Annotated in this window: 13 protein-coding genes; 5 read left to right on the forward strand and 8 right to left on the reverse strand. The window is 47.6% G+C overall.

Going from position 1 to position 14,809, the window contains the following annotated elements:
• Positions 1 to 66 precede the first annotated feature (66 nt).
• Both HP399_RS17345 and HP399_RS17350 read left to right on the forward strand, forming a co-directional pair.
• Positions 67 to 1,005 (forward strand): alpha/beta hydrolase, encoded by a 939-nt coding sequence (locus HP399_RS17345; protein WP_173617779.1) that lies wholly within the window; start codon positions 67 to 69, stop codon positions 1,003 to 1,005.
• A 137-nt stretch (positions 1,006 to 1,142) separates the two neighbouring features.
• The gene (locus tag HP399_RS17350) at positions 1,143 to 1,670 is read left to right on the forward strand and encodes a GNAT family N-acetyltransferase (RefSeq protein ID WP_173617780.1); all 528 of its coding nucleotides are present in this window, start codon (positions 1,143 to 1,145) and stop codon (positions 1,668 to 1,670) included.
• 71 nt (positions 1,671 to 1,741) lie between these two features.
• Here HP399_RS17350 and HP399_RS17355 read toward each other — a convergent pair whose 3' ends face one another.
• The 4 genes from HP399_RS17355 to HP399_RS17370 all read right to left on the reverse strand — a co-directional run bounded on the left by HP399_RS17355 (position 1,742) and on the right by HP399_RS17370 (position 6,043).
• Complete coding sequence (locus HP399_RS17355; RefSeq protein ID WP_173617781.1) at positions 1,742 to 2,629, reverse strand: DMT family transporter; 888 nt, start codon at positions 2,627 to 2,629, stop codon at positions 1,742 to 1,744.
• A gap of 173 nt (positions 2,630 to 2,802) precedes the next feature.
• Complete coding sequence (locus tag HP399_RS17360; RefSeq protein ID WP_173617782.1) at positions 2,803 to 4,872, reverse strand: acyltransferase family protein; 2,070 nt, start codon at positions 4,870 to 4,872, stop codon at positions 2,803 to 2,805.
• A gap of 662 nt (positions 4,873 to 5,534) precedes the next feature.
• Complete coding sequence (locus tag HP399_RS17365) at positions 5,535 to 5,828, reverse strand: hypothetical protein (RefSeq protein ID WP_173617783.1); 294 nt, start codon at positions 5,826 to 5,828, stop codon at positions 5,535 to 5,537.
• Between the two features lie 14 nt (positions 5,829 to 5,842).
• On the reverse strand, positions 5,843 to 6,043 hold the full coding sequence (locus HP399_RS17370) for a hypothetical protein (RefSeq protein WP_173617784.1): 201 nt from the start codon (positions 6,041 to 6,043) through the stop codon (positions 5,843 to 5,845).
• Between the two features lie 189 nt (positions 6,044 to 6,232).
• Between HP399_RS17370 and HP399_RS17375 the strand changes: the two genes are divergently transcribed.
• Complete coding sequence (locus HP399_RS17375) at positions 6,233 to 7,849, forward strand: multicopper oxidase family protein (RefSeq protein WP_173617785.1); 1,617 nt, start codon at positions 6,233 to 6,235, stop codon at positions 7,847 to 7,849.
• Between the two features lie 42 nt (positions 7,850 to 7,891).
• On the opposite strand, the gene HP399_RS17380 is transcribed toward HP399_RS17375, so the two are convergent.
• Positions 7,892 to 9,856 (reverse strand): ATP-dependent DNA helicase, encoded by a 1,965-nt coding sequence (locus tag HP399_RS17380; protein WP_173617786.1) that lies wholly within the window; start codon positions 9,854 to 9,856, stop codon positions 7,892 to 7,894.
• 167 nt (positions 9,857 to 10,023) lie between these two features.
• Between HP399_RS17380 and HP399_RS17385 the strand changes: the two genes are divergently transcribed.
• Complete coding sequence (locus HP399_RS17385) at positions 10,024 to 10,383, forward strand: Lin0512 family protein (protein ID WP_048032795.1); 360 nt, start codon at positions 10,024 to 10,026, stop codon at positions 10,381 to 10,383.
• On the opposite strand, the gene HP399_RS17390 is transcribed toward HP399_RS17385, so the two are convergent.
• On the reverse strand, positions 10,380 to 10,709 hold the full coding sequence (locus HP399_RS17390) for an MGMT family protein (protein WP_173617995.1): 330 nt from the start codon (positions 10,707 to 10,709) through the stop codon (positions 10,380 to 10,382). The two genes, HP399_RS17385 and HP399_RS17390, sit on opposite strands and share 4 nt — an antisense overlap.
• An 80-nt stretch (positions 10,710 to 10,789) precedes the next feature.
• Positions 10,790 to 12,589: an oligoendopeptidase F gene (gene pepF / locus HP399_RS17395; protein WP_173617787.1), complete on the reverse strand. Its 1,800-nt coding sequence runs from the start codon at positions 12,587 to 12,589 to the stop codon at positions 10,790 to 10,792.
• 247 nt (positions 12,590 to 12,836) lie between these two features.
• Between pepF and HP399_RS17400 the strand changes: the two genes are divergently transcribed.
• Complete coding sequence (locus tag HP399_RS17400) at positions 12,837 to 14,063, forward strand: aminopeptidase (RefSeq protein ID WP_173617788.1); 1,227 nt, start codon at positions 12,837 to 12,839, stop codon at positions 14,061 to 14,063.
• 103 nt (positions 14,064 to 14,166) lie between these two features.
• Here the strand turns inward: HP399_RS17400 and cdaS are convergent, their stop codons facing one another.
• Complete coding sequence (gene cdaS, locus HP399_RS17405) at positions 14,167 to 14,781, reverse strand: sporulation-specific diadenylate cyclase CdaS (RefSeq protein WP_173617789.1); 615 nt, start codon at positions 14,779 to 14,781, stop codon at positions 14,167 to 14,169.
• Positions 14,782 to 14,809 lie beyond the last annotated feature (28 nt).

Raw genomic sequence — 14,809 nt, forward strand, 5'->3', positions numbered from 1 at the left:
TGGATCATTGCTTGCGCTTTTTTCATGTAAGCTATCCAAATATTATACGAATAGGGGGTCATACACATGCCCGTTCATCCGCAGATTCAACAAATATTAGACGTCTTCAACCGTTCACGCCATGATGTTGATTTCAACCAATTGACACCACAGATTATGCGAATGGCGACTGATCAAAACCGAGCTTCAGGCGAGGAACGTGAACAGGTAAAAAAGGTAGAGGATCTATCGCTTCCCTTAGAAGGTCGTTCTATTCCGATTCGCATATACACACCAGAAGGACATGCACCCTTCCCTGCACTCGTGTACTATCATGGAGGCGGATTCGTGATCGGCAATCTCGAAACGGTAGACTCGGTATGTCGCAACTTCGCAAATAACGCAAAATGCGTGGTCATTTCTATCGATTATCGGCTCGCTCCTGAACATCCTTTTCCTGCAGGATTGGAAGATGCCTATGATTCTCTCCTATTTATTTCTGACCATGCTGATCAGTTTGGGATTGACCCATCGCGGATAGCAGTAGGCGGAGACAGCGCCGGAGGTAATTTTGCCACAGTCGTGAGTCTCATGGCTAAAGAGCGTCAGCGCCCGCCTATCGTTTTTCAATTATTAATCTATCCAGCCGTAGGAATTGTGGACACCGCTCCCTATCCATCCATGCAGGAAAATGCGAGTGGCTATTTGATGGATGTGGAATTGCTGAATTGGTTCCTCTCTCATTATCTACCACCTGCCGATCTCCAAAATCCATATCTTGATCCGATCAACGGAACCGATCTCACTGGTCTTCCTCCTGCCATGGTGATTACAGCCGAATACGACCCTTTGCGAGATGGCGGAAAAAATTATGCAGACAAGCTACGCGATAGCGATGTCGATGTCGTCTATCGAAATGAACAAGGCTTGATCCATTCCTTCATCGGATTCCATACCTCCATCAAGCAAGCGCAAGAATCGTTGGATGAGATGTCGGCACAATTACGAAAAGCATTCAAAATGTAGGCCTTATTGGATAAACAAAGCGTAAGCCTGCGAACAGGGGATGTTCCTCTCCTTTCTCGACTGCTTGCGCTTCCTTTTTTTCCAGAGCGCCATGTTCCATGGAAAGAAGGGGATTTTCTTTGGGAAGGGTGAAATCATTGACTAGACATACAGACGACCAAGTGACCATTCGCTTCGTTCGTATCGAGGATGCGGCAGCCATTTTATCTTTGCAGCGTGATGTGGTTTATGAAGGGGAATATTTTATTGCTGTTTCCGAAGAATTCGACAAAACCATGGAGCAGCAGCTTGAGTGGATACAAAACATCATCGACAATGACAGGGGAACCATGTTCGTAGCAGAAATAAACGGTGAATTGGCTGGCATGGTCGTGTTCGTTTCTCCGGCTCGCAAACGTTTGTCTCATACAGGTTCGATCACGATGATGATCCAGAAAGCTCACAGAAATAAGGGCATCGGCAAGGTTTTATTGAAGGAGTTGTTAGCTTGGGCTGAGCAACATCCGCTCATTGAAAAAGTGAGCTTAGGGGTGTTCTCCAACAATCTGAGAGCGATTGCTTTATACAAAAGCCTTGGATTTGTGGAAGAAGGACGAAAAGTGAAAGAATTCAAGCTGGCTGAGAATGAATACGCAGATGATGTCCTGATGTACAAATTCGTATAGCGTCCATTCGTATTCCTTCCATGCAAAAAAGGACCTGCGCAACAGGTCCTTTTCTTATGAGCACGTAAGCTCTATACCGATTTAGATGGCTGAACAGATTGTTTCTTTTGAACACTGGCAACAATCACACCCACGACGATCAACAAGGAGCCTCCCACTTGAATCGACGTCACCTGCGAACCAAGCAGTAAAAACCCGACCAGCATCGCTACAAAGGGCTGCAAGTTAAGAAAAATAGCTGCTTTGCCCGTCCCTACCACTTTTAATTGTTGATTCCAGACGATTCCACAGATTCCTTGCATGAGAATCGCGGTCAAAATGAGCATCGCCCATGCCCACACTTCATGACTGATCTGCGCCCCTGGCTCAATCGTCAGCAGCGCCGCAGGAGTCAAAAACAACGTACCAACCGTCGTCGAGTACACGGTGGCAATAAAAGGCTGCACAGTTTGCGTCAGTTTGCGAATGATGATCATAGAAGACGAGAATGTGACCATAGCAATCACAATGAGAAAGACTCCCTTGGAAATGGAGAGTCCTGCCCCAATACCGACTACGAAGAATGTTCCCAAGAGAGCCAAGCCAGACCCAATCTTCATACGCAAGGTAAACTGCTCCTTCAAAAACAAAGAGGCCAACACTGCGGTGACGATCGGCGCCAAGGAAAGAATCAACGATGCCGTTGTCGCGTCTGTCGTCAAGAGCCCGTTGAAATAAGCCGTTTGATTCGCCAGCGTCCCAATCAATCCGAGCAATACAAGAAGTCCTAGCTCACGAGCGGTGATTTTTACGAATTTTTTGGTCAGCCACGCGTAAGTGATCAGAAACATAGATGTGAAAAGCAAGCGTACATCTGCCAAAAATAGCGGAGGAAACTCTTTGACCAACATGCTTCCAAAAACAAAATTACTGCCCCACAGCGTCACACAAAAAAGCAACAGCAAGTACGACCGAATCATGAATGTTCCTTCTTTCACCCGATGCATTATTCTTCCGTTAGCTATCGTACAGGAGAGTGCGAAAAAAGTCCATGAGCTGATCTGCTATAGTTTGATGGAAATTATGTTTGGTTGTACGCACTGTCACATAAAAAAGACCAGCGAACGAGTTGGTTCACTGGTCTTCCCTTGTTTTATTGTACCATTTCTTCCAAAGGGGGTTCCTCAGTTGCCTCTAGTGCCCCTTCCATCTGCCCTGCCTCTTCTACTGCCGTCTCTGCCGCTTTCTCTTCCTCTTTCACTTCCGGCTTCTTCTCTGGCTCCGTCGGCGCGATTGCACTCGCCACGAGTGCCGCGTATTTTTGCGAGCCTTCCTTATTCGGGTGAACACCGTCTTTGTAAAAGTAAGAGCTTTGCCCTTCACTTGCCGTATACCAATCCACAAGAACGACATGCGGATGGGCTGCAGCAGTTTCCGCCAGCATCTTATTCACGACGCTTTCCCACGGTTTAGGTACGCGAGAGTTGACGAGAATGATTTGCTCGACGCCATCTAGCGATTGCAGCAGCTTATTGAGCTGCCCTTTACTAAATGCGCCATTTGAGCCCAATTCAATCACGACGCGATTTCCCAATTGCCCTTTTGCCTTGAGCTGGGCAATCAAGTCAGGAGCCTGCGACATTTGTCTTCCGATTTTGGCATCCACGACGATTCCTGGCAATAGCTTCTCCAGGTGAGGAGCCACATCAAGCATGACAGAGTCACCAATCACCGTGATTCCTTTACCGGAGCCTATCGCTTTTAGCGGTTCCTGTTTTTGGTCAGGCTGTTTGGAAGCATTCGAATCTTTCTGCTTCTCCACAGGCTTCTGCTTTTGTGCGTTGTTATTTGGCTTCTGCTCGTTTTTCGGCTTTGTAGGTGGAGTAGCTGGTTTTTGAACCGTTTCCGGCTTCTTCTCTACGATTGGCACCTCAGGACCATGTGGCTTGTCGGGGACCTTTGTCTCAGTGACCGTCTGCGTTGGCTGCGTCACATTTCCAGCGGTCGCATCTGACGTGAGCGAAGCGATCCCATAATACGTGACACAAAGAGCAATCGCGCAACCAGTAGCCAATACACGGTTTAACCGTTTTGTTTTCTGTCCGGCCTTATTGGAACGATGCCAGATTCTGCCTAAGGCACCGTAGCGAATAGGCTCTTCGAGATATTTCCATGACAACGATGCCAGCAAAATGCTCGCGAGGAGCTGCAAAACCGCTCCAGGTACCGCCATCCACTCCCTTTCCGCTAAAAACGGATTCGTCCAAACGATAACAGGGTAGTGCCACAAATAAATCCCGTAAGAACGAACGCCGATCCAACGCAATGGCTTGCAGCCCATCCACTTTGCCAAGCTGCTTGCAGGATGTGCGAGTACTGCGACCAGCACGGCACTGACAACCGACAAGAGGACTAGCCCGCCCTCGTACAAATAATCATCATATTGATTCGTGTTCCAAATGCTGTACAAAAGAATCCCTAAGCTCAAGAGACCGCTTAGATCAAGCGTAATCCGCGCTTTTTGTGAAATGTTCGTCGTAAGCAAGCGACTCGGCCACATCATGGCGAGTGCGGCACCGATCAACAACCCGAATACCCGTGTGTCCGTTCCGTAATAAACACGACTCGGATCAAGACCTGGCTCATACATAACGGCCATGGAGATGGCGGATAGTGCAGCCAGCGCCAAAGTAATGATCATGATTGGCCCCCTGCGCTTCAGGAAGCCTAGTCCCAGAGCGAGTACCAGCGGCCAAATGACATAAAATTGTTCTTCTACTGCCAATGACCACAGATGACCTAATGGTGAAGGTGGACCGAATTTTTCAAAATAAGAAACGTCATGAAAAACAAGCCACCAGTTACTCACGTACAGAACGGCTGCTCCAACATCTCCGCGGATGGTATCCAACTGGTCTGGCGAAAAGATAGCCACCCCTGCCACTACCACAAACAGCATGAGGAAAAGCGCTGGGAGCAATCTTCTGGCACGGCGCAACCAAAAGTCTTTCATGTCGAGTCTGCCATTCCGATTCCATTCTGCAATTAATAAGTCTGTAATTAAATATCCCGATAAAACGAAGAAAATACCGACACCCAGCAATCCCCCAGGTGCCCAGTCGTAATTCAAGTGATAAATAATGACTGCGAGTACCGCCAGTGCACGAAGCCCGTCGATCCCAGCCATGTATCGGCTGCTGGAGCCTTTGATCGATTCAGGCATGCTGGTGGCCTCCTATCGTTGCATGTTGGCGAGTGATTAATTCGTTCTGATTATTGATTCTTTTCGTACCCATCGTCCTTTTCATTTTTTTATGGTGATTCTTCGTGCTCGCCATGCAAAACATCTGCATTCTCCCCTTTTACTTCCGTTCTGTTTTCATCATTTGTTGTTGGGGGCAGTCATTACACATCGGGAATTGCGTGCTCTATGAATGCAAAAACCCCTGTTTCTGGAATCGTGCGAAAACGGGGTTGGTCTCGTTCATTATCTTTATGGAAAATGAATTCTTCCCATCATCGTTGCCCGTATTCAGGATGTGATGAACTACTCACTATCTCGTTGTTTTCTGGTCACTTACTCCCTTATATATGCACCACACCTTCCTTATATTGGATGGTCTCACAAGGAAATTACCCGGTACTTGTCTTACGTTAGACTCTTGCTGAATAGTTGTTTGTAACCTGATTATATGACGGTTTCGGGGGATAACTCGTTACAAACTGTTTACATTCTGAACATGTTTTTTCCCGGTAAAAACGTGGGACAAAAAAAGAAGCTGCTGGTATACTTTCCCCCATCAGCTTCACGAATGTAGATCATCGCAGACCACCACTGTCAGATGCAAAATGCAACGTGTTTACTTGTCACAAAAGATTTACGGATCAATAGCCTGCATCCGTTTTAATTTTTTGAGAGTTGTATTGACATTCCTGATTGTCATTAGTTGATAAACCTTTGAGCCAATAAGTTTCTGCTTGATGTAATGCCAAATCCAAAAGCTTGTATGTATCGTCTCTTCCAATTTGTGAGGAATTGCTTTGGAATCGGTATCCCCCGAAGTAAAGCACATCAACCACGGTCATTCCCCTATCACTACCATTTTCGCCAATCGAATCGGGAAACACAAGACAAAAATAAAATCCCCATCGATTACCAGCACCGACGAGGATTTTCACTTGATTATCCCAAGTTAAATATGATGAGTAAACAAATAATTCAAGAAAAAACCACCGCTGACAACCGCAATCACCATGCATACGATGCCACTTTTCACCCGTTCGGAAAGCAACCGCATAAATCCAAGACAGAAAAAGACTCCTGTGACCAAAAAGTAAGCGACTCCAACCCAAAAAACATGCCAAGGCAAGCTCGCAAAATCTACGTTACCCAAACGTGAACACCATCCCTGTCCGATTCTACTGATTACTTGTATGTACGATACTCCATTATAGCATTTGTTCACGCTTACTTTCCCATTTTTGCACAATGCGTAACAGAAGTGTCATACATCCCGTCTTCATGTTTTCTACACAATCGTTTGGTACGCTTTCTCCAACAGCTCAAAGGAGGAAAAGTGCACATGAACAAACGGAAAATACGCCCATGGGCTTATCCCTTGGTTCTAGGTGGCGTTTTGCTGTTATCCGCATGCTCCACTGCCACTGACAATAACACGATGGATCATAACGGACACAACATGAGTTCTTCCCCACAAACAACAACAGAAACGCAACCGCAACAAATGTCTGCATCCAGCGACTCGTCGATGGAGGTGCTTACAGGCAATACATTTACCCTTACGGCAAAAGAAAATATGCTCCACCTCGATGACAAGACCATGAAAAACGCATGGACGTACAATGGCACCGTTCCAGGTCCACAGCTTCGTGTCAAACAAGGGGAAACTATCAGTGTAACGTTGAAAAACGAATTGCCCGAGCCGGTCACCATTCACTGGCATGGCTTACCCGTCCCGAATAACATGGACGGAATCCCTGGCGTGACCCAAAATGCCGTAAAACCAAACGAAAGCTTCACCTACAAATTCAAGGTGGACGTTGCCGGGACATACTGGTACCACTCGCATCAAAACAGCGCCAAGCAGGTAGACAAAGGCTTGTATGGTTCACTAGTGGTAGAACCGACTACCCCCGAGCCAGCTGATAAGGACTTTACCCTCGTTCTGGATGAATGGATGCAGGACGATAGCATGGCGGAAATGCACGGAAGTGGTATGAGCCACGGCACGAGCGCCCCTTCTTCCGATAGCTCGTCCTCTGGTGGTCACAACATGGCCGGTATGCAGATGCCTATGAGTGACGCTGAGATGATGCCGTTGATGTATACGATCTTTTCAGTGAACGGAAAAACAGGCCCGGCAATCCAGCCTCTATCTGTTAAAGAAGGAGAGAAGGTCAGAATCCGCCTGATCAATGCCGGATACTTGAACCACAAGCTGAACCTGCAAGGTCATGAATTTAAAATCGTAGCAACAGACGGGCAACCCATCAATAATCCACCCCTCGTAGGAGGCCAGCTCCTCAATATAGGGCCAGGAGAACGATATGATCTCGAATTTGTCGCAAACAATCCTGGTAAATGGTTATTAGAGGAGCGCAGCACAAATCCAGGCGCCAAGTCGCTTGTCGTACCCATCGTCTACGAAGGCTCGGAAACAAAAACTGCCAAATCTGAAGCTGGTGACATGCCAACGATAGACATTACCAAATACGGCGAGGCGGCAAAAAGCAGCTTCACACTAGAGCAAAAGTATGACATCACGTATCAAATGGATTTGAACACAGAGACGGCAGATGGAAGAATGGCCTTTACCATCAATGGAAAAACGTTCCCGGATGTCCCTCCACTCAACGTCAAAAAAGGCAATCTGGTCAAAGTCACGATGGTGAACAAATCACCAAAAGATATCCACCCGATGCATTTGCACGGACATTTCTTCCAAGTATTAAGCAAAAACGGACAGCCTATCACAGGCTCCCCTCTGGTCAAAGATACACTGAACATTTTGCCGGGTGAATCTTATGTAGTCGCCTTTGAAGCTGACAATCCAGGAGACTGGATGTTCCACTGCCACGATTTGGGCCATGCTGCCCAAGGAATGGTATCCGAAGTAAAATATGAAGGCTTCAAGCCAGATTTCGTCGTTGACCCTACTGTCGGCAACATGCCTGAATAACCATAAAAAAAGCAGGAAGCCACCCAGGCTCCTGCTTTTTTATTACGCCAATACACCGTTCAAAGACGTTTTCCACTCTACGCCAGTCGGAAAAACATCCTGAACTTGCTGTCTCAGCTGGTCATTTTGGCTCAATTGCGGACTCAAGATCGATACCAAACCGCTGTCCTCTCTCGAACGGATCAAACGCCCGATGCCTTGACGCAGTCTCAGCAGCATGTAAGGCATATCTACCTCGTCGAAAGGATTCGCTGCACTTTTTCGTTTTGCTGTAAACACCGGATCATTCGGCGGGAATGGCAGTGACCAAATGATCACATTGGACAGCGATGGCCCCGGAACATCTAGCCCTTCCCACAGACTCACCGCACAGAGACTGCTTTTCTCGTCGTTTTGGAACTGAGAGATCAGATGGCTGATTTCCGCATCTCCTTCAAACAAGAATCGCAGATCCGTACAGGAAGGCTCGTTTTTGATTGCCGCCTTGAATTGCTGTAATTCCTCCATGGAGGAAAACAACAACAGCGCACTACCCGCTGATTTTTGTAGCAATTGGGTAGCCTGGCTCATTTTTTCCGCAAATGAGTCGGTCGCAGAGAGTGTCGGTACGTAAACCTCCATTTGCTTGTCGTACTCGTACGGAGAAGCCACCGAGAACGACAGGTATTGCTCAATGCCCAAGCTGTCCGCCACATACTTGAATGTTCCATCAACTGATAGAGTCGCTGACGAAAAGACAATCGGCATCTTTTGAGAGAATACGCGCTCTTCCAGTACTTCCTGCACCTTTTTTGGCATGACGACCAAGGTTGGCCCTGTAATCTCTTCACTCATCCAGGAAATGACGTGATCGGGGTCTTGGAAAAGTCCCAGTGCTAGCTGCATCATTTCCAGATGCTCTTCGACAATTCGCAGCTGGAACTCGTCCAATGTATACAGACCACCCTCTAACGCCAGCTCTTCTTCAATCCAACTGACGAGATTTGTAAAACGGTGGATGGTTGCAATGAGTTCCGGATGAAAGTGAATTTCTTTGCGGTTGGAGCCCATCACAGCCTTGCTCTCTTCGTTCAATCGGGAGAACATCTCCTCGCTCTGAGCAATGGCTTCTTCAATGGCAATAGCGAGCTCTTCCCTGATCTCACCCTTCAATACACGTGTAATCGTTTCTTCGAACACGGAGTGATTCAGCTTGTACGTCAGTGCTTTTTGGGCAGCAGGCTCCAGCAGATGACCCTCGTCAAAAATGACCGAGCTATGCGGTGGCAGCAATGGTAGCTGACCTCCGCGCTTGCGGATCTCATAGGTCCACACGTGCTCCATATAGAAGTCATGGGAGCAAATGATCAAATCGGCTGATTGCCGGTAATGATTTCTGGAAAGAGTCTGCCCACAGCGGTGCTGTCTGTCGCACACAAAGCAATCCTGAAAAGTATCCCAGTTCATCTGCGCCCATTCTTGGTCATCCAGGTCAGGATAGGTGCTTCGATCCCCGTACGGGTAAAACGACTGCAAGGCCTCATGTGTATGAACAAATGATGGCAGCTCTTGATAAATATGCTGGAAAGCTTCCCCTGTCTCAGGTTGGAATCTCGCCTCATCCAGCTTGCGCAAACAGACATATTGGTCCGGAGATTTTCCGAGTCTCGCGTCAATCGTCAGGTTGAGATGGCGAGCCAGTTTGGCAATATCGCCTTCCGGTTTTACGAGCTGCTCAATCAGCGACTCATTCGCACAGGCAATGATGGCGGGCTTTCTCGTATATCGTGCATAGCAGATGGCGTACAGCAAGTAAGCCAATGTTTTTCCCGTGCCTACTCCCGCCTCTGCAAAAATCGTTTGCTTTTCTATAAAAGCCCGTTCAAGCTGAAAGGCCATGTAGATTTGCTCATCACGCACCTCGAATCCAGCCTCAGGCAATACTTCATAAAAAACGTCCGCTACCCAATCACTCACCTGAGAGATGAACGGCTGGGACGGATCGTAGGCAAAAGGATAACGTTCCAATTGTGACCGGCCTCCAATAATGAAAAGAATCGTCAAGCATAGATGCCAACATGTTATGATGACATGTCTTGACGATAAACACAATACAGATGAGAGAAAAAACCATTCCTTTTCGTGGTAAGATAAGGATGGTAGAAAAGTAGAATGAAACAGGAGTGAACAAGCCAATGGAAAAAGTAATGTTTATTGAAATAGGAATGGGTATCGACATGCATGGACAAAACGTCACCAAAGCCGCAGTCCGCGCTGTTCAAAATGCCATCCATCATAATTCGATGCCTGGACTGCGTTCTGTCCTGCCAGGAAACGATATCCATAACATGAAAGTAAATGTGAGACTGGCCGTTCCTGCTGACAAGGACAAGCTCGACTTGGAAACGGTTCGTAAAGCACTGCCTTACGGGGAAGTCTCCTTCGAAATCGTCGATGGCGGCATGCTGACGAGCAGTGGCGTCGTGATCGCTGAAAAAGAGGACAAGAACGACCTTGCCTATATCGTCATTGCTTCCGTAGAGGTAGGATACTAGAATACCGGCTCATCCACTACATGTGGGTGAAACTGATAACACTCCAACTCTATTTCTCCTGCTGCTGACACGACTATCCCTTCACTTTCCAACGCCATTTTTTGCAGCGTGAACGAATCCAAATCTTGCAATCCGATCTTTCCTTGGGCGTTGATGACCCGATGCCAAGGAAGCTTGTGCTTTTGGGACATGGAATGAAGGATGCGAACGATTTGTCTGGCAGCTCTCGGACTCCCGGACAACGCAGCAATTTGCCCATACGTCATGACATGGCCCGCTGGAATCCCGGCAATGATTTTTAGTGCGCGCTGCGTAAATTCGGTCATGATGACTACTCCTTCTTGCTTGATCAAATCAAAAGGCTTGTGATTCCTCTCGATCACAAGCCTTTTCTTCTTTTATCAGGTTAAAACAGTCTTTCCAGCTCGTCAACCAGACTGCCGACATATGCGACAGCCTCGCGGATTGGCTGCGGATCTGCCATATCCACGCCAGCTTTTTTCATTAGCTCCAGCGGCGTTAGTGTTCCCCCGGCTTTAAGCACCTCGATCCAACGATCAACGGCAGGCTGTCCCTCTTGCTTGATGCTCGCTGCCATTGCTGTAGAAGCGGTCAAACCAGCTGCGTAAGTGTACGGATACAGCCCCATGTAATAATGCGGTTGGCGCATCCATGTAAGACTCGCGGCAGCGTCCAGATCAACGGCATCACCCCAGAAGTCTGCGAGCACTTGCCCTTTCCATTCGGAGAGCTGTTTGGCAGTCAATGGCACGTCTTTTTGCGCTGCTTCGTACACTTTTCGTTGCATTCTCGCTTCTAGCAGATGCGTGACAAAGTTGTGGTAATACGTGTTCATCAATTGCAAAATGACCCAACGCTTCAGACGAGGATCGTCGGATTGCTCCACGATGTGCTGCGCGAGCAAGAGCTCATTGAGTGTAGAAGGCGCTTCGATAAAGTACAGCGATGGACGAGAGTTCGTAAAGCTTTGCTCCCTTGTCGCCAGCATAAAATGTCCGCAATGCCCCAGCTCATGAGCCAGCGTGAAAGCACTACGCATATTTCCTGACCACGTAATGAGAATGTAAGAGTGCTTGCTGTATGTCGTTGAGCAGAAAGCACCTGTCGATTTGCCCACGTTGTCTACATAGTCGATCCAGCGTTCATTCAGTGCTTTTTCCATAATCGCTGTGTACTCTGGTCCCATCACTTGCAAGGATGCCAATATCTTTTGCCCAGCTTCTTCAATCGTAATCGGCGGGCTGAATTCTGGATCAAGCGGTGCCTTCAAATCGCAAAAGGCAAGTTTTTCGAGGCCGAGCTCTTTTGCTTTGAGCTTCGCATAGCGTCGCATGTGCGGAGCGAGTTCATTCCCGATGATATCCAGGATGTTGTGGTACATATCCAGTGTAACTTGCTGTGGCTTAAGCAGCATGTCCGTTACGGTCTCATAGCCACGCAGACGAGACATGACGGTTTGTTTTTTCACCTCTGTCGCGTATACCGCAGCGAAGGAGTTTTGGTATGAAGCGAGTGTCTTCGAGAAAGATTCGTACGAAGCACGGCGCAGCGCTGTATCGGACGACATTTCATAATCGGTCTCAAATAGCGCGAAGGATACTGGACGTTCATTTCCCTCGCCATCATGGACGGGTGCAAATGACATGTCCGAAAGCTTTCCGCGTGCATATATGTTGTATGGTGCCGAGAAAACCTCGCCCATCGCCGCAAACGCTTCTTCCGTCTCGGCAGACAGTCGGTACGGCTTTGTTTCCAGCAAATCATTCAAGCTTTTGCGGAAAATTTCGAGTCCTGGTTCTACCTTCAAGAAGCTCTCGATTTTTCCTTCAGGCAAAGCCAAAATCTCGGAAGGTATAAAAGAAAGCGCAGCGTTCAGCTGGGACAATACATCCCCTACCCGTGCAGAGTTCGCTTGGTTTTGTGGATTCGTCCCGTCTTCAGACGACCGCAGTCTGGCATACGTCGCTGCGATATTCGCCCGAACATTGATCGCCTCGTTTGCCTCCAAACATGCCAACAACGTCTCTCCACTCGTATGCAGCTGACCTTTGAATGCAGTGACGACAGGCAGATGCTGTATAATTTCTACTAATTCTTGCTCCCACGCTTCCTGGCTCTCAAACAGATCGTTCAGGTTCCACGTATAATCGACAGCGACTTGATCACGTGTCTGTCTTGTCTTCACTCTGACTGCCTCCTTTAGTTCGGTCAATAAAATATTTTTTATGTAATAAAATTGCCTTTTCATTTGAATTTTCCTACAATTAACCAAAATAAACAAGTGGATAACTTGCTCGAATTAGGCCGTAATCTGTCTTTTTCTGCGCTTTCCTAGGAAATTCTTTCAAATCATAAGCAGGTGATTTCGGAGGGGAAGGTAAAATAGATAGAGTGCAAGTAAGCCTTTTGTTCTTAAAAGGAGGAAATGAACCATGTCTTTTGAGTCCTTGTTTGACCGTTACGCTGATCTCGCTGTAAAAGTCGGCGTGAACGTACAACCTATGCAAACGTTAGTAGTAACAGCTCCGCTATCTACTGCTCCTTTTGTGAGAAAGGTAGCCAAAAAAGCGTATGAAGCGGGTGCCAAGCACGTACATATTGAGTGGACCGACGATGAACTCACACGGATGAAATATGATTTGGCTCCTGAAGAAGCGTTTCGTGAATACCCGCAATGGAAGGTACAGGGATTAGAGGAAATGGCGGAAAATGGCGCGGCATTTCTTTACATTTCTGCAGCGAATCCCGATTTGCTGAAGGGTGTAAGTCTTGACCGCATTTCTACTGCCAACAAAACAGCTGGTCAAGCTCTCCATAAATTCCGCAGCTATACCATGTCCGATAAAGTGAGCTGGTGCGTGCTTGCAGTTCCATCACCTGCATGGGCCGCTATGGTCTTCCCGCATTTGCCACAAGAGGAACAGGAGCTTGCCCTGTGGGATGCGATCTTCCGCGCCACTCGCGCAGATATGGATGACCCTGTCCAAGCTTGGCATGACCATCATGCGACACTGAACAGCAAGGTGGATCAGCTCAATGCCAAACAGTACCGCTACCTTCATTACGAAGCTCCTGGTACCAGCCTGACGATTGAGCTTCCTTCCAATCACATTTGGATTGGCGGCGGAAGCGTAAATAAAGACGGTGCCTCCTTCATGGCCAATATGCCGACAGAAGAAGTATTCACCGCGCCATTAAAAGAAGGCGTCAACGGAACCGTTCGCAGCACCAAGCCTTTGAGCTATCATGGGAATTTGATCGAGAATTTTACGCTGACTTTTGAAAAAGGAAGAATTGTCTCGGCAACTGCTGAAAAGGGAGAAGAATCCCTAAAGCAATTAATTGAAACAGATGAAGGCTCGCATTATTTGGGGGAAGTGGCATTGGTTCCTCATCTGTCCCCTATCTCACAATCAGATATCATTTTCTATAACACCCTCTTTGATGAGAATGCGTCCAACCACTTGGCGATCGGTAACGCTTATAGTGTGAATATTGAAGGTGGCGCTGACATGAGCAATGAAGAACTAGCTAGCCGCGGTATCAATATCAGCCTCACTCACGTCGATTTCATGATTGGTTCCGCCGAGATGAACATTGATGGAGAAACAGCTGACGGCAAGCGTGAACCACTCTTCCGCAACGGAAATTGGGCTTGAATCTAACGTGAGAAAGGCATAGCGAGAGGCTGGATTTGTGTCATCACCATGACAAATCCAGCCTCTTTTTTTCTCGGATACAACGGATTTTCGCGGAGCGCTTTCATGAAGGGGAAATAATCGGATACAAGTGTCCCTGCATGGCAAAGGACGCTTTCCCTGTTTCCTCAGAGACCACAACGATCAGCGCATCGCTTTTCTCACTCAAGCCCAAAGCAGCACGATGTCTGGTTCCCAGTTTTTTTTCCCCGACCACAACCTGTGACAATGGCAGTACATTGGCTGCGGAAACGATATGATTTTCCCGAATCAGGACGGCCCCATCATGCAAAGGGCTGCCAGGATAAAAGATCGATTCCAGCAAGGAATGGCTCATCGTGGCCCCAATCGGTATGCCTGCTTGCAACAGCAGATCAAGCGGGTCCTCACGCTCAACGACAATCAATGCTCCTTGGCGCCTTTTGGCCAAGTGCTGCACAGCCTTGGATAAATCCAGATATTTTTCCGTATAGGGTGAGAGATAGCATTGTAAATAAAAGGAGGCTGCTACTGTTTCGAGTCGGCTAAACTTCGTCCGTATTTGATCAAACGTCCCGAGCACACATTCGTTTTCATCTTTTAACGCATGTATGCTCTCATCCAACGTAACGGATATTCCCCTCAGCTCTTGCAGCAATTCAGCCTTCAGCGATGATGTATCACAATTAACTTCCAGCATATGAACCCCTCAATTTCAATTTCTCTTC

Source organism: Brevibacillus sp. DP1.3A (assembly GCF_013284245.2).
Classification (GTDB): Bacteria; Bacillota; Bacilli; order Brevibacillales; family Brevibacillaceae; genus Brevibacillus.